The sequence below is a fragment of the Sphingomonas sp. genome, assembly GCF_017304615.1.
In the GTDB taxonomy this organism is placed as follows: domain Bacteria; phylum Pseudomonadota; class Alphaproteobacteria; order Sphingomonadales; family Sphingomonadaceae; genus Sphingomonas.
Map to the genome: position 1 here is coordinate 792,059 of NZ_JAFKLZ010000001.1, position 17,881 is coordinate 809,939.

26 protein-coding genes and 1 tRNA gene are annotated in these 17,881 nt (G+C 66.5%); 5 read left to right on the top strand and 22 right to left on the bottom strand.

Features of this window, described 5'->3' with window-relative positions:
• Nucleotides 1–11: 11 nt before the first annotated feature.
• Nucleotides 12–1,331, top strand: a complete 1,320-nt coding sequence (locus J0J06_RS03925; protein WP_294040039.1) for an MFS transporter — start codon at nucleotides 12–14, stop codon at nucleotides 1,329–1,331.
• 28 nt (nucleotides 1,332–1,359) lie between these two features.
• Here J0J06_RS03925 and J0J06_RS03930 read toward each other — a convergent pair whose 3' ends face one another.
• The 12 genes from J0J06_RS03930 to J0J06_RS03985 form a co-directional block, all read right to left on the bottom strand.
• Nucleotides 1,360–1,803: a DUF6628 family protein gene (locus J0J06_RS03930; protein ID WP_294040040.1), complete on the bottom strand. Its 444-nt coding sequence runs from the start codon at nucleotides 1,801–1,803 to the stop codon at nucleotides 1,360–1,362.
• A 67-nt stretch (nucleotides 1,804–1,870) separates the two neighbouring features.
• On the bottom strand, nucleotides 1,871–3,235 hold the full coding sequence (locus J0J06_RS03935; RefSeq protein WP_294040041.1) for a folylpolyglutamate synthase/dihydrofolate synthase family protein: 1,365 nt from the start codon (nucleotides 3,233–3,235) through the stop codon (nucleotides 1,871–1,873).
• Nucleotides 3,236–3,244: 9 nt separating this feature from the next.
• A complete protein-coding gene (accD, locus tag J0J06_RS03940; protein ID WP_294040042.1) occupies nucleotides 3,245–4,102 on the bottom strand; it encodes an acetyl-CoA carboxylase, carboxyltransferase subunit beta in 858 nt (285 codons plus the stop codon).
• Entirely contained in the window at nucleotides 4,099–4,890 is a 792-nt protein-coding gene (gene trpA, locus J0J06_RS03945) for a tryptophan synthase subunit alpha (protein ID WP_294040043.1), read from the bottom strand. Before trpA ends, accD begins: the two co-directional genes overlap by 4 nt.
• Nucleotides 4,887–5,084, bottom strand: a complete 198-nt coding sequence (locus J0J06_RS03950; protein WP_294040044.1) for a hypothetical protein — start codon at nucleotides 5,082–5,084, stop codon at nucleotides 4,887–4,889. Before J0J06_RS03950 ends, trpA begins: the two co-directional genes overlap by 4 nt.
• The gene (trpB, locus tag J0J06_RS03955; RefSeq protein ID WP_294040045.1) at nucleotides 5,081–6,319 is read right to left on the bottom strand and encodes a tryptophan synthase subunit beta; all 1,239 of its coding nucleotides are present in this window, start codon (nucleotides 6,317–6,319) and stop codon (nucleotides 5,081–5,083) included. The genes J0J06_RS03950 and trpB overlap by 4 nt, the downstream gene beginning before the upstream one ends.
• Nucleotides 6,320–6,397: 78 nt before the next feature.
• Complete coding sequence (locus J0J06_RS03960; RefSeq protein ID WP_294040046.1) at nucleotides 6,398–7,036, bottom strand: phosphoribosylanthranilate isomerase; 639 nt, start codon at nucleotides 7,034–7,036, stop codon at nucleotides 6,398–6,400.
• 60 nt (nucleotides 7,037–7,096) lie between these two features.
• A complete protein-coding gene (locus J0J06_RS03965; RefSeq protein WP_294040047.1) occupies nucleotides 7,097–7,321 on the bottom strand; it encodes a hypothetical protein in 225 nt (74 codons plus the stop codon).
• The gene (gene pyrF / locus J0J06_RS03970; RefSeq protein ID WP_294040048.1) at nucleotides 7,318–7,992 is read right to left on the bottom strand and encodes an orotidine-5'-phosphate decarboxylase; all 675 of its coding nucleotides are present in this window, start codon (nucleotides 7,990–7,992) and stop codon (nucleotides 7,318–7,320) included. The genes J0J06_RS03965 and pyrF overlap by 4 nt, the downstream gene beginning before the upstream one ends.
• Nucleotides 7,989–8,342 (bottom strand): hypothetical protein, encoded by a 354-nt coding sequence (locus J0J06_RS03975; protein ID WP_294040049.1) that lies wholly within the window; start codon nucleotides 8,340–8,342, stop codon nucleotides 7,989–7,991. Before J0J06_RS03975 ends, pyrF begins: the two co-directional genes overlap by 4 nt.
• A 39-nt stretch (nucleotides 8,343–8,381) precedes the next feature.
• Entirely contained in the window at nucleotides 8,382–10,667 is a 2,286-nt protein-coding gene (locus J0J06_RS03980) for a patatin-like protein (protein WP_294040050.1), read from the bottom strand.
• Entirely contained in the window at nucleotides 10,664–11,359 is a 696-nt protein-coding gene (locus J0J06_RS03985; protein ID WP_294040051.1) for an endonuclease/exonuclease/phosphatase family protein, read from the bottom strand. The genes J0J06_RS03980 and J0J06_RS03985 overlap by 4 nt, the downstream gene beginning before the upstream one ends.
• 64 nt (nucleotides 11,360–11,423) lie before the next feature.
• On the opposite strand from J0J06_RS03985, the gene J0J06_RS03990 reads away from it, so the two are divergent.
• Together J0J06_RS03990 and J0J06_RS03995 are read left to right on the top strand one after the other, a co-directional pair.
• Complete coding sequence (locus J0J06_RS03990; RefSeq protein WP_294040052.1) at nucleotides 11,424–11,786, top strand: ribose-phosphate pyrophosphokinase; 363 nt, start codon at nucleotides 11,424–11,426, stop codon at nucleotides 11,784–11,786.
• A 46-nt stretch (nucleotides 11,787–11,832) separates the two neighbouring features.
• Nucleotides 11,833–11,908 (top strand) — tRNA-Thr (locus J0J06_RS03995).
• Between the two features lie 8 nt (nucleotides 11,909–11,916).
• Here J0J06_RS03995 and J0J06_RS04000 read toward each other — a convergent pair.
• The 3 genes from J0J06_RS04000 to J0J06_RS04010 are packed head-to-tail and all read right to left on the bottom strand — an operon-like array spanning nucleotide 11,917 to nucleotide 14,429.
• On the bottom strand, nucleotides 11,917–12,783 hold the full coding sequence (locus tag J0J06_RS04000) for a hypothetical protein (RefSeq protein ID WP_294040053.1): 867 nt from the start codon (nucleotides 12,781–12,783) through the stop codon (nucleotides 11,917–11,919).
• Nucleotides 12,767–13,120, bottom strand: coding sequence for a hypothetical protein (locus J0J06_RS04005; protein ID WP_294040054.1), 354 nt, complete (start codon nucleotides 13,118–13,120; stop codon nucleotides 12,767–12,769). Before J0J06_RS04005 ends, J0J06_RS04000 begins: the two co-directional genes overlap by 17 nt.
• Nucleotides 13,113–14,429 carry a replication-associated recombination protein A gene (locus J0J06_RS04010; protein ID WP_294040055.1) on the bottom strand — a complete coding sequence of 439 codons (1,317 nt, stop codon included), beginning with the start codon at nucleotides 14,427–14,429 and terminating at the stop codon, nucleotides 13,113–13,115. The genes J0J06_RS04005 and J0J06_RS04010 overlap by 8 nt, the downstream gene beginning before the upstream one ends.
• A gap of 196 nt (nucleotides 14,430–14,625) precedes the next feature.
• Between J0J06_RS04010 and J0J06_RS04015 the strand changes: the two genes are divergently transcribed.
• Entirely contained in the window at nucleotides 14,626–15,165 is a 540-nt protein-coding gene (locus tag J0J06_RS04015; protein WP_294040825.1) for a PadR family transcriptional regulator, read from the top strand.
• 84 nt (nucleotides 15,166–15,249) lie between these two features.
• Nucleotides 15,250–15,573, top strand: coding sequence for a DUF2218 domain-containing protein (locus J0J06_RS04020; RefSeq protein WP_294040056.1), 324 nt, complete (start codon nucleotides 15,250–15,252; stop codon nucleotides 15,571–15,573).
• A 19-nt stretch (nucleotides 15,574–15,592) separates the two neighbouring features.
• Here the strand turns inward: J0J06_RS04020 and J0J06_RS04025 are convergent, their stop codons facing one another.
• The 7 genes from J0J06_RS04025 to J0J06_RS04055 all read right to left on the bottom strand — a co-directional run bounded on the left by J0J06_RS04025 (nucleotide 15,593) and on the right by J0J06_RS04055 (nucleotide 17,868).
• Nucleotides 15,593–15,979, bottom strand: a complete 387-nt coding sequence (locus J0J06_RS04025; RefSeq protein ID WP_294040057.1) for a hypothetical protein — start codon at nucleotides 15,977–15,979, stop codon at nucleotides 15,593–15,595.
• A gap of 66 nt (nucleotides 15,980–16,045) precedes the next feature.
• Nucleotides 16,046–16,468, bottom strand: coding sequence for a SufE family protein (locus J0J06_RS04030; protein WP_294040058.1), 423 nt, complete (start codon nucleotides 16,466–16,468; stop codon nucleotides 16,046–16,048).
• Between the two features lie 125 nt (nucleotides 16,469–16,593).
• Nucleotides 16,594–16,842: a hypothetical protein gene (locus J0J06_RS04035; RefSeq protein WP_294040059.1), complete on the bottom strand. Its 249-nt coding sequence runs from the start codon at nucleotides 16,840–16,842 to the stop codon at nucleotides 16,594–16,596.
• Nucleotides 16,843–16,875: 33 nt separating this feature from the next.
• Nucleotides 16,876–17,142, bottom strand: a complete 267-nt coding sequence (locus J0J06_RS04040; RefSeq protein WP_294040060.1) for a hypothetical protein — start codon at nucleotides 17,140–17,142, stop codon at nucleotides 16,876–16,878.
• Between the two features lie 29 nt (nucleotides 17,143–17,171).
• Nucleotides 17,172–17,297, bottom strand: a complete 126-nt coding sequence (locus J0J06_RS04045) for a hypothetical protein (RefSeq protein WP_294040061.1) — start codon at nucleotides 17,295–17,297, stop codon at nucleotides 17,172–17,174.
• Between the two features lie 10 nt (nucleotides 17,298–17,307).
• Complete coding sequence (locus J0J06_RS04050) at nucleotides 17,308–17,577, bottom strand: hypothetical protein (RefSeq protein ID WP_294040062.1); 270 nt, start codon at nucleotides 17,575–17,577, stop codon at nucleotides 17,308–17,310.
• Between the two features lie 15 nt (nucleotides 17,578–17,592).
• Nucleotides 17,593–17,868 (bottom strand): hypothetical protein, encoded by a 276-nt coding sequence (locus J0J06_RS04055; protein ID WP_294040826.1) that lies wholly within the window; start codon nucleotides 17,866–17,868, stop codon nucleotides 17,593–17,595.
• Nucleotides 17,869–17,881: the final 13 nt, after the last annotated feature.

Consider the following 17,881-nt stretch of genomic DNA (forward strand, 5'->3'; position numbering starts at 1 on the left):
AGCAAGCCTGAATGACCGACGTGGAACGGCCGCATAGCTGGGTCGACAGCGTTCGTCCCTATTTCGAAAAGGCGCCGCTGGCCGCGTTGGCGCTGGGCGTGTCGTCGGGTTTTCCGTTCGCGATGATCGCCGCGACGCTGACCACGCGATTGAAACAGGATGGCATCACCAAGGCGACTGTCACCGCGTTCAGCCTGGCGATCCTCGTCTATAACCTGAAATGGCTGTGGTCCTGGATGGTCGACGGCGTGCGGCTGCCTGTCATCGGGCGGCTGGGCCAGCGCGTGTCGTGGATGCTGCTCGCCGGGGTGCTGGTGATCGCCGCGGTCGCCAATCTGGCGCTGGCCGATCCGAAGGTCAGTATCGGCGGCATGGCGATCGCCGCGATCCTGGTGGGGCTGGCAGGCGCGACGTTCGATACGGTGATCGACGCGTATCGCATCGAGTTGCTCGAACCGCGCCAGCTCGGCGTCGGGTCGGGCATGGCGCAATATGGCTATCGGATCGGCAATGTCGGCGCGGCGTCGCTGGCGCTGCTCGTGGCGGCCTCGTCCAACTGGACGGTCGCGTATCTGACCTGTTGCATCCTGGCGCTGCCGGCGATGCTGACCGCGCTGGCACTGGGCGAACCCTCGCGGCGCCAGGTAGTGACGGAGCGGCGCAGCGTCGCGCAGGTGCTGACGTCGATCTGGGGACCCTTCGCCGAATTCTTCAAGCGGCGCGGCGCGATCATCGTGCTGATCTTTATCCTTGTCCACAAGGTCGGCGACACGCTGGCCAATCTGACGTTCCGCTTGCTGTTCGACGACCTGAAATTCACCAACGCCGAGATTGCAGGGTATGACGTTTTCCTGGGCTTCTGGGCGTATATGGTCGGCATCTTCATCGGCGGCGTGCTCTATGCAAAGCTGGGGCTGAAGCGGTCGGTGTTCATCGCGCTGATCCTGATGGCGGTTTCGAACCTCAGCTTTGCGGCGCTTGCGGCGGCGGGGCATTCGAACCTGGGAATGGCCGGGGCGATCGGGTTCGAGAATATCGCGAGCGGCTATGGCGGCGTCGTCGTCACGGCCTATTTCTCGGCGCTGACCGACCTGCGCTTCACCGCTGCGCAATATGCGCTGATCTCGGCTGCGGCGAGCATTCTGGGCCGCTTGCTGACGGGCGCCACGGCGGGCGCGCTGATCGACGGCATCGGTTATGTGAACTTCTACGTGCTGACCACGGTCATCGCCTTGCCCGGCGTGCTGATCTTCTGGTGGATGATGCGCAGCGGCCTGGTCGATGAGGCGATGGGCACGGCGGGGACCGAGACGGCGAGCGAGACCGGGTGATCGGCGTCATGCCGGTGTCGCGCGCGGGCTAGCCCCCGATCGGCATCCCGGCGTCGGAAAAAGCGGCGGAGACCGCGGCGGCGGTTGCGACGATGGCGTCGGCGCGGCGTTCGGCCATCACGTCGGCGAGCAACAGACGTGTGAGATCGGGGCGGCGCTCGGCATTGCCAATCGCGGCGATCAGCGCGGCCTCCGCCCAGGTCATCCGCGCGCAGCAGCACGGCGCGATCGCGATCGTCGTCGTCGCGGTGGCAGCGAGTTCGGCCATGAACGCGCGGGCGAGGACCAGCGGACGACGAAACCCGCTGCCGAACGCGGCGAGGTAGCTTTGTGCGACATGCGCGTCGGCGAGGCCGTTAGCCCCCATCCGCCGGATCGCGAGCAGGATCAGCCGGTCGCCCAGCGCCGAGGGCAGGGGATGCGGCAACGCGCTCGGGCTCTGGGCGGGCGAGGGGGCGGGAAGAATGGTCAAGGCGCGACTCCGTTGTGGGATCGCCATCCTCCAAAACTCGCTATTGATAGTCAATCGCAATAATGCGTCATTCTGGTAGTTCGTCGTTGGCGGCGAGCACCTCACCGGCGAGATAGAGTGAGCCGAGGATCAGCACGCGGGCCGGGGCGTCGTTCGCCAGGTCGCGTAGTGCGGTCGGCACGTCGGTTGCGGTGCCGCTCTGGATACCGAGCGTGGCGGCGATCGCGGCGAGATCGGCGGCCGAATGATGTTCATGATCGGGCACCGGCACCGCGATCAGCCGGTCGGCAAAAGGGGCGACACGCTCAAGGAAGCCGCGCGGATCCTTGTTCGACAGCATCCCCACCACCAATCGCCACCCCGGCGAGGGCCGGGGTCCAGTCTCGGGCTGCGTCGTAACTGGACCCCGGCCTTCGCCGGGGTGGAGTGCGCGGAGAGCGGCGGCGATGGCTTCGCCCGCCGCCGGATTATGCCCGCCATCCAGCCAGACCTCGCTCCCTTCGGGCAGCAAGCGGGTCAGCGGGCCGTCGCCCAGCCGCTGCATCCGCGCCGGCCAGGTCGCGCGCTGGGCCGCCGCGGCGTAAGCTTCAGGCGGGATCGTCAGTGCTTGCTGGTGACGCAACATCGCGATGGCGAGCGCGAGATTGCCGGGCTGGTGCGGTCCGGCCAGCCGGGGCAGCGGTGTCGTTACCTTGTCCGCGGCGTCGCGATAGGTGACGTGGTCGGCCTCCGCCGCCCAGAACCAGTGCCCGCCCTCGGCCGCGATCGGCGCGCCGGCTGCCCGGGCGACCGCCGCGATCCGCGCCTCGACCTTCGCCGGATAGCGCATCGTCACCAGCGGCACGTGTGGCTTGGCGATTCCGGCTTTTTCCGCGGCGATCCCTTCGATGTCGCTGCCCAGGAAGCGCTCATGGTCGATCCCGAGCTGCGCGATGCCGGTGACGATCGGGTCGGCGATCACGTTGGTCGCGTCGAGCCGACCGCCCAGCCCGACCTCGACGATGCAGGCGTCGGCGGGGGTACGCGAAAACGCCAGGAACGCCGCGGCCGTCGTCACCTCAAAGAAGCTCGCCCCGATGTCGCCCCCGGCGTCGAGCACCTCCGCCAGCAGCGGCGCGAGTTCGGCATCCTCGACCAGCCGCCCGGCCAGCCGGATGCGCTCGTTGAACCGTACCAGATGCGGGCTCGAATAGACATGCGTCGCATAACCCGCCGCTTCGATCGCGGCGCGCAGGAACGCGCAGGTCGATCCCTTGCCGTTGGTCCCCGCGACATGGAGGACGGGCGGCAGGCGCAGATGCGGGTCGCCGATCCGCGCGAGCAGGGCGGTGATCCGCTCCAGCCCCAGAATGTCCGCGCCGGGCGATAGCGCCCACAGCCGGTCGAGCTGCGCCTGGACGGCGGGGTCGGTGGAACGGGCGTGGTCAGCCATGGGCGGCAGCTATGCCGCTTTCCGCCGTTCGCAAAGATAACCGATGATGTTCGCCAGCGTCGTCTTCAGCTCGGCCCGTTCGACGACCATGTCGAGCATGCCGTGATCGAGAAGATACTCAGCGCGCTGGAATCCTTCGGGCAGTTTCTCGCGGATCGTCTGTTCGATCACGCGTTGCCCCGCGAACCCGATCAGCGCGCCCGGCTCGGCGATCTGGACGTCGCCGAGCATCGCATAGCTCGCGGTGACCCCGCCGGTGGTGGGGTCGGTCAGCACGACGATATAGGGCAGGCCCGCGTCGTGAAGCATCTCGATGGCCACGGTCGCGCGCGGCATCTGCATCAGGCTAAGAATGCCCTCCTGCATGCGTGCCCCGCCCGCCGCGGTGAAGATGATGTAGGGAGCGCCGCGTTCGATCGCCGCCTCGACGCCGCGTACGAACGCTTCGCCGACCGCGAGACCCATCGACCCGCCCATGAACGCGAAGTCCTGCACGCCGACCACTGCCTTGCGGCCGTCGATCGTGCCGACCGCGTTGATCAGCGCGTCGTTCTCGCCCGTCGCGGCGCGTGCCGCCTTGATTCGCTCGACATATTTCTTCTGGTCGCGGAACTTGAGCGGATCCTCGGGCACGCGCGGTGCCGCGAGTTGCTCATAGCTGCCCTCGTCGAAAATCTGCGCGAACCGCTGCGCCGAGCCGATCCGTTCGTGGTGCCCGCAATTCGGGCAGACGCTAAGATTGTCCTCCAACTCGCGCGTGAACACCATCTGCCCGCACCCCTTGCACTTATGCCAGAGGTTATCGGGGGTCTCCTTCTTCGGCATGACGTAGGAGAGCGCGTTGCGGACGCTGGACAGCCAGCTCATACAGGTTCCTTCCTTGCGGCGCGGACGGCGCTCGACAGGGTTGCTATATAGTCGCGGACGTGGCGCGGCGCATCCTCGCCATGCTGGCCGACCAGCTCGACGATCGCGGAGCCGACCACGACGCCGTCCGCCACACGCGCGATGGCGGCGGCCTGATCCGGCGTGCGGATGCCGAAGCCGACCGCGACGGGCAGGTCGGTCGCAGCCTTCAGGCGTGCGACGGCGTCCTCGATCGAGGCCTGCGCCGCTTGTTGCTTGCCGGTGATCCCCGCGACCGAGACGTAGTAGAGGAACCCGCTCGCGCCATTCAGCACTTGCGGCAGGCGCGCGGCGTCGGTGGTGGGGGTGGCAAGGCGGATCAGGTCGATCCCGGAACCCCGCAATGCGCGGCCGAGCGAATCGTCCTCCTCGGGCGGGATGTCGACGCAGATCACCCCGTCGACGCCCGCCTCCTTGCAGCGATCGGCGAACCAGTCGCTCCCACGCCGCGTCATCGGGTTGGCATAGCCCATCAGCACAATCGGCACGTCGGGGTGACGCTGGCGAAAGGCCGTCGCGATCGCGAGGATGTCGGCGGTCGTCGTGCCGGCGGCGAGGCTGCGCAAGTTCGCGGCCTGGATCGCAGGGCCATCGGCCATCGGATCGGTGAACGGCATGCCGAGCTCGATCACGTCCGCGCCGCCTTCGACGAGCGAATCGAGGATCGCGGTGGTCGGGCCATCGCCACCGGTCACGAACGTGACGAGGGCAGGATTCCCTTTACCGAAGGCGGTCGAGAGCCTCGTCATCGGCGACCTCGCGATTGACCGACCAGTTGTGACATTGCGCCGATCAACGCGCCGCTCACCAGTGCTTCCACAACGCGCGGCGCACGCAAGCTCCACTGGGCAAAGTCGAGCCCGAACTGGTTGATTTCGCGCACTAGCAAAGCAACGACCGCGCCGACGGCGATACCTGTCAGCAGGTTGCGGATATTGATCATATCGCAACCCCCAACGCTTCGGCGACGGTGAAGATGTCCTTGTCGCCGCGGCCACACAGATTGGCGAGGATAATCTGGTTCTCGTCCATTTCCCGTGCTTTGCGAGTCACGGCTGCGATAGCGTGGGAAGGCTCTAGCGCGGGGATGATGCCCTCGGTCTTGCATAGCAACTGGAACGCGCTGAGGGCGTCCTCGTCGGTCGCGGATGTATATTCGACCCGCCCGATCTCCTTCAGCCACGAATGCTCGGGCCCGATCCCCGGATAATCGAGCCCCGCCGAGATCGAATGCGCCTCGGCGATCTGGCCGTCCTCGTCCTGCAACAGATAGGTCTTGTTGCCGTGCAGGATACCGGGGAATCCGCCCGCCAGGCTTGCGGCGTGCTTGGCGTCGAGCCCTTCGCCCGCCGCCTCGACGCCCAGCATCTTCACGTCAGGGTCGTCAAGAAACGGGTGGAACAGGCCGATCGCGTTGGACCCGCCGCCGATCGCCGCGACCAGCAGGTCAGGCAGGCGCCCGGTCCGGTTGAGCATTTGTTCGCGCGCCTCGCGGCCGATCACGCTCTGAAAGTCGCGCACGAGTTCGGGGTAGGGATGAGGACCCGCCGCGGTGCCGATGATGTAGAAGGTGTCGTGGACGTTCGCGACCCAGTCGCGCAGCGCCTCGTTCATCGCGTCCTTCAGCGTGTTCGCACCGCTGGTGACCGGAACGACCTCGGCGCCGAGCAGTTTCATCCGGAACACGTTCGGCGCCTGCCGCTCGACGTCCTTTGCACCCATATAGATCACGCACGGCAACCCGAACCGCGCGCACACGGTCGCGGTGGCGACGCCGTGCTGGCCCGCCCCGGTCTCGGCGATGATCCGGGTCTTGCCCATCCGCCGCGCGAGCAGGATCTGGCCGATGCAATTGTTGATCTTGTGCGCGCCGGTATGATTGAGTTCGTCGCGCTTGAACCAGATTTGCGCGCCCTTGCCCGGTTCGCAGCCCGCGCGGACCGCGGCCGTCAGGCGCTCGGCGAAATAGAGAGGGCTGGGGCGGCCTACGTAATGTTCGAGCAAATCCTCGAACTCGGCCGCAAACGCCGGGTCCGCCTTTGCCGCGCGATATTCGCGCTCGAGGTCAAGGATCAGCGGCATCAGCGTCTCGGCGACATAGCGCCCGCCGAACTGACCGAAATGCCCGCGCTCGTCGGGCTGGTTACGCAGGGAATTGGGCAACGTGCTGGTGGTCATGGATTGCTCGCAGATATGAGGGAACGGATCGCTTGGAAAAAAGCGATCAGCGCCATCGAGCCGCGGGGGTGCACAGGGTCAGCATTGCGCCACCGCTTGAAGGAACGCGGCGATCTTGTCCACATCCTTGACGCCGGGCGCGGTCTCCACCCCGGACGAAACGTCGACCAGCGTCGCGCCGGTGCGCCGCGCCGCTTCGCCGACATTGTCCGCGCTCAGCCCCCCTGACAGTGCCCAGGGCAGGGGATGCCGGAACCCGTCGACCAGTCCCCAGTCGAACCGCACGCCCATCCCGCCGGGGAGCGCCCCCACCGGCGTCTTGGCGTCATACAGGATTTTATCGGCCGCTTGCCGGTAGTTGGCGGCGGTATCGAGATCGGCGCGCGTCTTGACCGCGACCGCAACCCAGACCTCCAGGCGGGTGCGTTGCCTGAGCGCGGCGGCACGGTCGGGCGTCACCTTGTGCAGCTGAATCGCATCGAGCGTACCGCTCGCGATAGCCTGATCGACCAGCGCGTCATCAGGGTCCACGAAAACGCCAACCTTGCCGACACGCCCCGGCACGCGGGCAGCCAGACCGCGCACCGCGTCGAACGACACCGCGCGGGGGGAGCGCGGGTAGAACATGAAGCCGACATGGCTCGCCCCGCCCGCAATCGCGGCGTCGAGCGTTTCGGGCGTGCTGAGGCCGCAAATCTTGGCGGTGACGCGGGACATGGCGTCTCTTTGGCGAGGCTTGGCGACATTGTCACTCGCGGCGCTGTGCCCGCAATGATTTTAGCGCTTGCGATCGACCGATGTGTATAACGTCGAGATGATCTTATTGACGCCCAGGGAAATCAGCAGCGCAGCGATCAAACTTAGCCAAACTCCGACAATGATTATGAACAACATACCAAGCATCGAGTGCTTTAGCTCCGGCATGACAAACACCCAGAGGCGGAGGGCGACATAGATTGGGACAGGCAGCGCAAGCCATGCGATACCCAAGCGTCGCTTCATAGCGTCGCGCCGATTTCCCGAGCGGCGAGGTCGGGGTCTTCCGCGCCGGTGATCGGCCGCCCCACCACCAGGATCGACGCGCCCGCATCGAGCGCGGCGCGCGGGGTAACGACTCGTTTCTGGTCGCCGATCGCGCCATTCGCCGGCCGCACGCCGGGGACGACGAAGAACCCCTTTGGCCAATGCTTGTGCGCCGCCCTGACCTCGTCGCCCGAACAGACGATGCCGTCGAGCCCGGCGTCCATCGCGAGGTCGGTCAGCCGCAGCACCTGGTCGTGCGCGCTGCCCTCTATGCCGGTTGTGCGCAGATCGTTCTCGTCGAGGCTGGTCAGCATCGTCACCGCAACCACCTTGGTGCCGAGCGGGGCGGCGGCCTTTGCGTCCTCCAGCATAGCGCGGCCGCCCGCGCCGTGGACGGTCAGCACCGCCGGGTCGAGTCCGCGCAGCGCCTGCACCGCCTTGCCGACGGTGTTGGGAATGTCGTGCAGCTTGAGGTCGAGGAAGATCGGCAGGCCGAGGTCGTGCATTTCCTGCACGCCGTGCCGGCCGTTCGCCATGAAGAATTCGAGGCCGAGCTTGATTCCGCCGACATGGTGGCGGACGCGGTTGGCGATCGCCTTCGCCCGGTCGAGGTCGGGCGTGTCGAGCGCGACGTAGATGCGGCTGCTCATGGCGCGAGCGGCAGCGTCGACTGGGCGGGCGTCGACCCGGCGGGAGAGGCGGGCATGGGGACCGGCGGCGGCGCGGGGTCTCCGGCGATGACGACCGGCGCGGGCTTTAGCTCGGCGATAACGCGCTCTGCGGTGTTAAGCCGCTGCGCCAGCCGCCAGCGCTGCGTGCGGTAATAGAGCCAGGTCGGCAGCCACCCGGCGAGAAAGGTCAGCAGCATCAGGAACGGCAGGTTCGCCTCCGCGACCAGCCCACCCCACAGATTGATCGTGACCCACGTCCAGTTGCCGAAGGTGAAGATCGCTGCGACGAACGCCAGCAGAACCCACAGCAGGATCTTGAGGAATTGCATGAAGGGGAGGCTAGCGGGGATTGGCGAGGTTGGCCAGCCTCAGCCCACTTCCTTCCTGAGCGCGTCGATCAGACCGGGCACTGCGCCGAGCCGTGCCTCTTCCTCGTCGAGAATCGCGTGGAATGCCTGGCGCTTGATCGCGGCGACGCGTCCCGGCTTCATTCGGCTGCGCGGCGGGAGCGCGGAAACGACGATGTCGATCATCCGCTCCGCGCCGTGGAGGCGGCCCCACAGATAGTCGTTCTCGCGATAGGCGCGGCTGAAGAAGGCGCCGAAATCGTTGAACTGAATGCCTTTCAGCGTCGCAGCCGCGCCGCCCTGGCGGATCGATCCGGCATCCTCCGGCGAGATGCGGTCGACCTTGATCGGGTCGAATTCGTCCAGCCCTTCGCCTTGAAGCAACGGCAGGGTCGCGACATCGAAGAACGGGAAGCCGAGATAGGCGAGCAACAGCGGGCGCTTCACGTTCTTGCTCATCCCGTCGAACGCCGCCGCCATCTTGATGTCGGTCGCGTCGTCCAGCCCGCGCAAGTTGAGCGACTCGGCGAGAGCGTCGAGCACCGGCTGCGCGTCGGACTGCATCGACCGGACCATGCGTCGCAGCCCGGCATGCGCGTCGGTGCGCTTGGCCTCCAGATAGCCGGCCAGCGCGTCGTAGATCGCCTCGCGCGCGGCGGCGAGCTCGGCTTCGCTCAATTCGTCCTCGAGTTCGGCCAGCCGCCGCACGACGAGCCGCAACCGGCGAATGCGGAAGCCGAGATCGAACGATCGCAGGAACAGGATCGCCGACGGGCTCGCCTTGCCGGAAAAGGTCAGGCCGCCGTCCATCGCCTGCACCGCGTCCTCGACGGCGTGGCGGATGCGGCCAAGTCGTTCGGGCGCCAGCTCGCCGCCGACCGAATGGAGCAGGTTGGCGATCAAGTCGACGACACCCGCGACCTTCAGATGGCCATAGGCGGCGTACCCGAAGCCCGACCGCGCCGCCGCGGCGTTCTGCGCCTTGGTCCGCCAGGCGGCGAGCCGGGCGGGCGTCGGCGAATCGAGGAACAGCGTGAGGCCGAATAGCGATTCGATTTGCCCCTCGACCTCGGGCCGGATCGACCGCGTGATGGCGCGCATCCGGTCAATGCGTTCGCTGCGCTCGCGAATCGCCTCCAGATTGTCGCGGATCGGCTGCTGGCGTGGGATTTCGGAAATCGCACCGATGATGGTCTGGAAAAAGCCGGGCGTCGTCGCCCTGGTCGCGCCGAACTGGAAACTCGCGCCGGGCGAGGGGTCGATATAGACGAAGCGGCGATCGACCTCGCGCTTGGCGGGGCGTTCGCGCAGCGCGTCCATCGCCGGGCGGAACGGCGCGTTGACCAGCACCGACCCGTCGATCAGCACCGCGCCCTCCGCCGCATTGACCGCCGACTGGCGCGGCAGCGCGCGTTCGAGGAAGTCCGAGCGGCCCGGCCAGGCAAGGCTCCGCCTGTCGAGCACGCGATCAAGCTCGCCGACCGAAAAGGGCGGGAACGCGCCGGGAAAGCTTGAGGTCGCGCGCGCCGCGAACGCCAGTTCGGCGGGGTCGGCGAACGCGCCGGTGCCATGGTCGCTGAACGGAATGATCAGGCGGTGTTCGGTCTCCACCACTTCGGCGGGCGAATGGAGTGCGAGCCGTTCGGGATGCCCGCGAAAATCGGTAACGGTGACGAACAGGTCGAGCGGCTGTCCGCCCGGCAACAGCCGCCCGTCGCCACCCGCCGCGTGCATCGCCTCCAGCGCGTCGAGGATCAGGTTGACGAACCGCTCGCCCCCGAACGGCGGCTCGAACCAGCGCGACCGGACGAAATGCGACAGCTTGGTCTGCACCTCGGCTCGCGCCTCCGCCTCGACCAGTTCGTTGAGCTGCGCCGCGCCGCGCTTCTGCGCCATCCACGCGATCGGCAGCGCCCAGCGCTTGGTCCAGACGTGGCGCGGCGCCTGATCGGGATCGATCAGCGCCTCTATGTCCGCGGAATCGAGCCACAGTTGGGTCAGCGGCTCCAGGCTCTGGCCGGTCGCGATCGCCTGGCTCAGGAACACGCCGTTGATCCCGCCCGCGCTCGCCCCCGCGATGATGTCCGGCAATACCCGCAGCCTGAGGTCGGTCTCCTGGGCGATCTCCGCGAGCAAGTCGTAATAGACGCGCTCCGCCGGATGGATCGCGGGCGGCGTCTCGGCATGGAAGGCGCGGGACGCCCGCGCCAGCCGCCAGATTTCCTTGGTGATGCCGTGCATATACACCGCCAGGCTGATCCCGCCGTAGCAGACCAGCGCCATACGGATTTCCTTCTCGCGCCTCATGCCGTTTCGATCCGAGCCCAGATGGGCAAATGGTCGGAGGCGGTGCGCGACGCGGGCGTATGGTGGACGCCGCACTCGGCGATGCGCAGGTCGGGCGAGACCATGATCCGGTCGAGCCGCCCGACCGGCCGCCGCGCGTGAAAGCTCGGGCCGGTCGTCGCGATCGTATAGTGTTTCCCGAAATCCTTGAGGCACCCGGAATGCCGCGTCCATTCGTTGAGGTCGCCCATCAGCACCGTCGGCAGCTTTTCCGTGCTGGTGTCGAGATGGGCGATGATCGCGTCCGCCTGACGCCGCCGCATCAGGCCCGACAGGTCGAGATGCATGCCGACGATCCGCAGGTGCTCGCCATTGACTCTAAGGTCCGCCATCACCGCGCCGCGCGGTTCGAGCGTCGGCAAATGGATCGCCTCGCAATCGACGATCTGAGAGCCTTTGCGCACCAGCAACACGTTGCCGTGCCACCCCGCCGAATGCTCGCGATGGCCGAACGGCACCGCCTTCCACGGCGAATGATCCTCCAGGTGATGCGGCGCCAGGATCGCCGCGCGCCGCCCGAACCGGCGATCCGCCTCCTGCAGCGCAATGACGTCGGCGTCGATTTCCTTGAGCACCTGAAGGATGCGGTCGGGGCTGCGGATACGGTCGGTGCCGATCCCCTTGCGGATGTTATAGCTCGCGACCTTGATCATTGAGCCAGCGTAACGCCCCCGCAATGGTGCGGGTTTCACCTAGGCGGTCTATTGATGGGCGGCAATGACCGACTCATCGATCGCCGACATCGCCCGCGTGCGTGGCCTTCTCATCGCGGCGGCACGCGAAGGAAGGGCGATAAGCTATTCGGAACTGCTCGGCGAGCTGGGCCATCGCTTCACCCGGCCGAAGATGCGCGCGGTGTGCAGGACGCTCGATACGATCGACGAGGCGGCGATCGCGGCGGGCGAACCGGAACTGGCGGTGCTCGTGGTGCGCGAATCGGATGGATTGCCGGGGCAGGGCTGGTGGGGCGGGGCGCGAGCGTTCGTGCTGGGCTATGACGGCCCGTGGACCGGCCCGCGCGCGATAAAGCTGGTGCGCGAAAAGCAGCAGGTCGTGTTCGATTATTGGCGGGACCGGTAGCGCGGTACTGGACCTTCCGTGCCGCATGCCGCATGGGAGCCGCCGTGCCGGTTTAGCTCAGCTGGTAGAGCAGCGGTTTTGTAAACCGAAGGTCGCGGGTTCGATTCCTGCAACCGGCACCATCCACAAGTCAGGCGACGCCAAACGTCCAGCCTTCGGTTCGGGCGATCTCCGGCGTCAATCGCGCGGGCGTCCACAATTCGGGCCGCCCGACATTGGCGCGCAGCCAGGCGGCGGCCAGTATCGCATCGGTCGAGTGGTCGTCGTAGCGCGCGAGCGGCGCGTGCGGTTTCGATCCCAATGCCGCCAGCGCCCCATCGAGCGATTCCGGAGTGCGCAGCTTGCTCAGGCCCTTGCGCAGTCCCGCCGCGCGCGCTGCGATCGCGGTGTAGATTTCGATGATGGCCATGCCCGACGCTGGCGCAGGATCGAACGGCCACACCGCCACCCGCCCGTCGAGATGGTGGAGCAGGCGCATCCCGGCGAAGCTTGCCTTCGCCACCTGCGCCGCGCCGATCGCGTCGTAGACGGTGGTCGCCTTGCCGAACCCCGCGTCGTTATGGATCGCCTCCACCCGGCGGAAGTGCAGGAAACTCGCTTTCGCGCCGTCCGCCGCGCCCAGATAGAAATGCGTGCCGCGCCGGCTGTCGAGGAACGAGGCCGCACCCAGATCATCGTCCGGGCTGTTCGCATCGACATAGGCCCAGAAGGATTTCGCGTCGGCCTGCGTGCTTTCGCCGGGGAGATACGCGCCGCGCTCGAGGAACGGTGCACTGAAACTCATGTCGAACCCGACCAGCATCGGCTCGGCGCGATGCGCAAGCAGCCAGGCAAGGATCGCGGTGCGCGACCATACGCCGCCCGGCGGATCGACCAGCACCGGCGCGGCCTGGCCCGTCGTGCACACCGCGAGCGCGATCCCCTTGTGCCGCTTGCCCTTCGCGCCCGACCAGTCGATCGCAGCGAAGCGGGTGAAATGGTCAGGGGCGCTCGCCAAACGCCGCCCGCTGCGCCTTTGACGCCTTGTCCCACCAGGCGCGCATGATCACCGTCCGCACGCGTTCCGGATCGGGTGCGCCGTACCGGACCAGCAAGCCGGGCCAGCCCTCATAATGCGGCGTCTGCCAGAACGTGTCGGGGCCGGTTTCGATCAGCACTTCCTTTTCGTGGTGCGGGCTGGGAACGTGGAAGCTGTCGGCCTCGCGGCCGGGCGACACGAACGCCTTCTTGTTCACCTTGGGCGCGAGGTCGCCGTAGAAACTTTCCATATACGTGTCGGGCAGCGTCAGCGCGAACGCCACGACCTGATCCCAACTATCGAGCGAGTCAGCCATCGCGCTTTCTCAAGCTGTCCCAATAGTCCAACCGCTCCCGTATCCGCTTCTCGAACCCACGATCGGTCGGCGTATAGAAGGTCTGCGGCGCCATTTCCTCGGGCCAGTAATTGTCGCCCGAAAAGCCATGCGCGGTGTCGGGATCGTAATTGTATCCCTTGCCGTAGCCGATATCCTTCATCAGCTTCGTTGGCGCGTTGAGGATATTCTGCGGTGGCATCAGCGATCCGGTCTCGCGCGCCGATTTCCACGCCGCGCCCATCGCCTTGTAGCTCGATACCGATTTGGGCGCGGTCGCGAGGTAGAGGCACGCCTGCACCAGCGCGAGTTCGCCTTCGGGCGAGCCGAGGAAGTCGTACGTGTCCTTGGCCGCGATGCACTGGACCAGCGCGTTGGGATCGGCGAGGCCAATGTCCTCGATCGCCATCCGCACCAGCCGGCGCAGCACGTAGAGCGGTTCCTCGCCCGCGGTCAGCATCCGCGCGAGGTAATAGAGCGCCGCCTGTGGGTCGCTGCCGCGCACCGATTTATGGAGCGCGGAGATGAGGTTGTAATGCCCTTCGCGATCCTTGTCGTACACCGCAACTCGGCGCTGGAGGAATTGGCCGAGTCCCGCCGGGTCGAGCGGTTCGGGCAGGTCGACAGAAAACAGCGTCTCGGCCTGGTTGAGCAGGAAGCGGCCATCGCCATCGGCGCTCGCCACCATCGCGTCGCGGGCTTCCGGGTTGAGGGGGAGGGGACGCCCCTCCAATTCCTCGGCGCGGTCGAGCAACTTGGTGAGCGCTGCGTGGTCGAGGCGGTGCAGTATCAGAACCTGCGCGCGGCTCAGCACGGCGGCGTTGAGTTCGAAGCTGGGATTCTCGGTCGTCGCGCCGACCAAAGTGACGGTGCCGTCCTCGACATAGGGCAGGAAACCGTCCTGCTGCGCGCGGTTGAAGCGGTGGATCTCGTCCACGAACAGCAACGTGCGCTTGCCGATCCGGGCATGCTCCCGCGCCTCGGCGAACGCTTTCTTGAGATCGGCGACGCCGGAGAACACCGCGCTGATCGCGACGAAGCGCAGGCCCACCGCGTCGGCGAGCAATCGCGCGATTGTCGTCTTGCCGGTGCCGGGCGGCCCCCACAGGATCATCGACGACAGCCGCCCCGCGGCGACCATCCGCCCGATCGCGCCGTCGGGGCCGGTCAGATGTTCCTGGCCGACGACGTCCGACAGCTGTTGCGGCCGCAGTTTGTCCGCGAGCGGCGCGTTCGCGTGGATCGTGTCGGGAGCGGCTTCGGGTTCGAAACCGGCGAAGAGGTCGGCCATACGGGGGAAGATAGGCGCTGCCGCCACCGAATCCCACCCAACACAGTACACCGCGACATTCTTCAAAGATATATCTTGACGCAATCGAAATGAGATATATCTTAGAGCCATCGTGATATAGAAAGGATTTCCACGAATGTTCTATTATTTTGAAAACCGGGGGCGCCATGGCTGCCATCCCGGCATGCGCGAGGCGATGCGCGGCGGCTGGGGTCATCATGGCCGCCATTGGGGCGGTCGCGGTGAGCGTAGTAGCGGACGCGGCGAGGGCCGTGCGCGCCGGATGTTCGACGGCGGCGAGCTGCGGCTCGTGCTGCTCAAGCTGATCGCCGACGAACCGCGCCACGGTTACGACCTGATCCGCGAGATCGAGAACCTGACCGGCGGCGCTTATGCTCCGAGCCCCGGCGTCGTCTATCCGACCATCACCATGCTCGACGACATGGGCTTCATCGAACAGCAGCAGAGCGAGGGCGCGAAAAAGGCGTTCGCGATCACCGACGCCGGCACCGCCGAACTGGAGGCCAACAAGGAATTGGTCGACACGCTGTTCGCCCGCCTGACCGCGTTGGGTGAGGAGCGGCAGCGGACCGATTCAAGTTCGGTGCGCCGCGCGATGGGCAACCTTCGCGAAGTGCTGGTCAACCGGCTGCGCTCGGGCGATGTCGACGACGCGACGCTCCATGAGATCGTCGCCCTGATCGACGAGGCCGCGCAGAAGATCGAGCGGCTGTAAACAGTGTGAGCGGGATCACCCGTCTCCAGATCCTTCGCCGGCGGCTGGGCATTCCAGCCGCCGGCATTTCACCGGAAAGCTCCCATGACGATTTCCTCGACCGCGCGCGTGCCGACCGCGAGCGCCAGCAAATACCTCCAGCAGCTCTGCAAGCACTGGCAGCACAACCTGACCGTTGAATTAACGCCGGACCACGGCACCGTCGTCTTCCCGAAGGACGCTCGTGGGGCGGACTGGCCGGGCGATGCGCTGGTGACGTTCGACGCGGGCGCGGATGCGCTCGACGTGCGGATCGACGCGAGCGTCGCGGGGCAACTGGAAGGCCTGAAAGGCGCCGTCGCCCGCCACCTGGATCGCTTCGCCTTCCGCGAGGCGCCGCTGACGTTCGACTGGCAACCCGTCTCCTGATAGCGCCGACTGTCCTCGATTATTTGGCGCAGGCGGCGGCGAGTTGCTTGGCGGCCAACCGTGCGGCGCGCAGTTGCGTGCGGTCGCCGAAGCTGAGCGCGAACACCGCATCCGGCCGTCCCATCGTGATGTCGAGATCGGTCGCCGAACTCTCGTCGTCGATCGTCGCCGTCTTCCAGTCGATGTCCCAGCTTTCCTTACCAGCGACCAGATGCGTGGTGCAGGCCGAGGTGGATGACCGTGTCACGGTACGGGGGCCGGCGATCCCAAAGGCCTGCGCCCGCCCGGCGACGATAGCGCCGTCCAGTCGTGCGCCTGCGGCCCGGGGATCGACGCGTTGAGCGTGACTGGCAGAAGCGACCCCGGCCAGCAGCAGGAATGAAGTCGCAACCCGATACTTCATCATTCGTCCCCTGATTCGATGCCGCGAGCATGCCGTCGCGCCGGCCATGCCGTCAACGAAACGAGCGTGTCACTTCGATGAATAGCGCTGCGCCGTCGCGCGGATCAGCGCGATCATGTTGGGAATACCCAGCGTCCGGTTCGAGCTTAGCTGATTCCTGAGGTCGAACGGCGCGAGCGCGCCTTCGATGTCCGTCGCCATGATCTCGTCGGGCGACCGGTCCTGCACCACGGTCAGCACCAATGCGATGATGCCCTTGGTGATCGCGGCGTTGCTGTCGGCGAGGAAGTGGAGCGTGCCGTCTTCTCGAACGGTGGGGTAGACCCATACAGACGCTGAACAGCCGCGAACCAAAGTGGCGTCGGTCTTGAGCGGTTCCGGCATGTCCTCGAGGCCGCGGCCGAGATCGATCAGCAATCGGTAACGGTCGTCGGCGTCGAGAAATTCATATTCGTCTTGCAGGTCGGCCAAGGTGGTAGGTGGGCTGGGCATGCGGTGCCTATAGCGCGGTGCCTCCTCAATCCAACCGTCATGCCGGACTTGATCCGGCATCCCGCCTCTTCTTGTCAGCCAAAAAGCGGGACCCCGGATCAAGTCCGGGGTGACGGGAGTGAAGGTTAAAGGTCCACCCCCGACGCGATCGCCTCCAGCTTGCGGATGCGTTCCTTCAGGTCCGCGATCTCGATCCGCGCACTGGCGTTGGGCAGGGTCGGGCCATCGGCCTGGGCATGCTCGCCGAACGCGCTCAGTTCGCGTTCCTTGAGCGCCAGCCAGCCACGCCAGCCGGCAAGCGCGGCCGTGCAGACCATGCCGAGCCCGGCAAGACTGGCGCCGGCCATCGTCAGATACAAATTGGGGTCGGTCATGACAGACGTCTCCATGTGAAGGGGGCGGCCGCGTCAGCGGTCGGCGTTGCGCAGCTTCTCGATCTCGCGGTCGAGGTTGCTGCTGGTGTTGGTGTCGGTGATCACGCGTTCGAGCACCGCGACGCGATCCTTGAGCACGCGAATGTCCTCGCGAAGCTGGCGGTTCTCTGCCGCGGTGGCGTCGTTGTGCAGGCTGAACTCGTTACCCTGGTTGTCGCGACCGACGCCCATCCTGGCACGGATGATGCCGCCGATGGTGACGATGGCGACGATCGCGATGACCATTTCGAAGGGGTTCATGGGGAGGCTCCCTGAAAAAGCTCTGTCCGTTATTCGGCGGGATGGATCTGGGCCTCGCGCATGGCGCGGCGGCGGGGGCGATCGACCCGTTCGGTCAGCCAGACCGCGATGCCGGTGGGGATCGCGATGATGACGGTAAAGATAAGCACACCCATTGTCTGTTCCTCAGTTCAGCGGCGCGGGTTCGTCGCGCAGCTTTTCGATTTCTTCCGCGACGTCGATGCCGCGATCGGTGACGATGCGTTCCAGAACCCGCATCCGTTGTTCGAGCCGTTCGGTCTGCGCGGCGTATTGCGCGGCCTTTTCGGCGACCTTGTCGGCCTGGAGCTCGAGCTGGCGCTGGCGGTAGGCGAACCAGGGCTTGACGAAGACGCCGCCGAGGATCGCGAGCAAGCCGCAGCTAATGCCCAGGACCGGAATGATAAGAGGGCTCATTGACCAAATCCTTTCTCAGTCGCGGCTGCGCAGGTCTTCGATTTCGCGGCTGACGCGTTCGGCGGGATCGGTCGCGATCCGTTCGAGCACCCGCAGCCGTTCCTCGAGCCGGCCGATCTGGCCGACCAGTTTCTCATTCTCGTTCGACAGCAGTTCGATCTTGCGCTGCGCCTCGATGTCACCGCCGTTGTCGCCGCCGTGCAGGCGGTTGCGCCGGTGGCTGCGGTCTTCCAGCGGATAGCCGTGCTTGGCCCGGATCGACATCTTGATGATCCCGCCGAAGATGCCCATTCCGATGATCGCC

Bases quoted from the DNA above. Each gene is read 5' to 3' on its own strand.
- J0J06_RS03925 (WP_294040039.1), top strand. From the start codon at position 12: ATGACCGACGTGGAACGGCCGCATAGCTGGGTCGACAGCGTTCGTCCC.
- J0J06_RS03935 (WP_294040041.1), bottom strand. From the start codon at position 3,235: ATGGCTGACCACGCCCGTTCCACCGACCCCGCCGTCCAGGCGCAGCTC.
- accD (WP_294040042.1), bottom strand. From the start codon at position 4,102: ATGAGCTGGCTGTCCAGCGTCCGCAACGCGCTCTCCTACGTCATGCCG.
- trpA (WP_294040043.1), bottom strand. From the start codon at position 4,890: ATGACGAGGCTCTCGACCGCCTTCGGTAAAGGGAATCCTGCCCTCGTC.
- J0J06_RS03950 (WP_294040044.1), bottom strand. From the start codon at position 5,084: ATGATCAATATCCGCAACCTGCTGACAGGTATCGCCGTCGGCGCGGTC.
- trpB (WP_294040045.1), bottom strand. From the start codon at position 6,319: ATGACCACCAGCACGTTGCCCAATTCCCTGCGTAACCAGCCCGACGAG.
- J0J06_RS03960 (WP_294040046.1), bottom strand. From the start codon at position 7,036: ATGTCCCGCGTCACCGCCAAGATTTGCGGCCTCAGCACGCCCGAAACG.
- J0J06_RS03965 (WP_294040047.1), bottom strand. From the start codon at position 7,321: ATGAAGCGACGCTTGGGTATCGCATGGCTTGCGCTGCCTGTCCCAATC.
- pyrF (WP_294040048.1), bottom strand. From the start codon at position 7,992: ATGAGCAGCCGCATCTACGTCGCGCTCGACACGCCCGACCTCGACCGG.
- J0J06_RS03975 (WP_294040049.1), bottom strand. From the start codon at position 8,342: ATGCAATTCCTCAAGATCCTGCTGTGGGTTCTGCTGGCGTTCGTCGCA.
- J0J06_RS03980 (WP_294040050.1), bottom strand. From the start codon at position 10,667: ATGAGGCGCGAGAAGGAAATCCGTATGGCGCTGGTCTGCTACGGCGGG.
- J0J06_RS03985 (WP_294040051.1), bottom strand. From the start codon at position 11,359: ATGATCAAGGTCGCGAGCTATAACATCCGCAAGGGGATCGGCACCGAC.
- J0J06_RS03990 (WP_294040052.1), top strand. From the start codon at position 11,424: ATGACCGACTCATCGATCGCCGACATCGCCCGCGTGCGTGGCCTTCTC.
- J0J06_RS04005 (WP_294040054.1), bottom strand. From the start codon at position 13,120: ATGGCTGACTCGCTCGATAGTTGGGATCAGGTCGTGGCGTTCGCGCTG.
- J0J06_RS04010 (WP_294040055.1), bottom strand. From the start codon at position 14,429: ATGGCCGACCTCTTCGCCGGTTTCGAACCCGAAGCCGCTCCCGACACG.
- J0J06_RS04015 (WP_294040825.1), top strand. From the start codon at position 14,626: ATGCGCGGCGGCTGGGGTCATCATGGCCGCCATTGGGGCGGTCGCGGT.
- J0J06_RS04020 (WP_294040056.1), top strand. From the start codon at position 15,250: ATGACGATTTCCTCGACCGCGCGCGTGCCGACCGCGAGCGCCAGCAAA.
- J0J06_RS04025 (WP_294040057.1), bottom strand. From the start codon at position 15,979: ATGATGAAGTATCGGGTTGCGACTTCATTCCTGCTGCTGGCCGGGGTC.
- J0J06_RS04030 (WP_294040058.1), bottom strand. From the start codon at position 16,468: ATGCCCAGCCCACCTACCACCTTGGCCGACCTGCAAGACGAATATGAA.
- J0J06_RS04035 (WP_294040059.1), bottom strand. From the start codon at position 16,842: ATGACCGACCCCAATTTGTATCTGACGATGGCCGGCGCCAGTCTTGCC.
- J0J06_RS04040 (WP_294040060.1), bottom strand. From the start codon at position 17,142: ATGAACCCCTTCGAAATGGTCATCGCGATCGTCGCCATCGTCACCATC.
- J0J06_RS04045 (WP_294040061.1), bottom strand. From the start codon at position 17,297: ATGGGTGTGCTTATCTTTACCGTCATCATCGCGATCCCCACCGGCATC.
- J0J06_RS04050 (WP_294040062.1), bottom strand. From the start codon at position 17,577: ATGAGCCCTCTTATCATTCCGGTCCTGGGCATTAGCTGCGGCTTGCTC.
- J0J06_RS04055 (WP_294040826.1), bottom strand. From the start codon at position 17,868: ATGGGCATCTTCGGCGGGATCATCAAGATGTCGATCCGGGCCAAGCAC.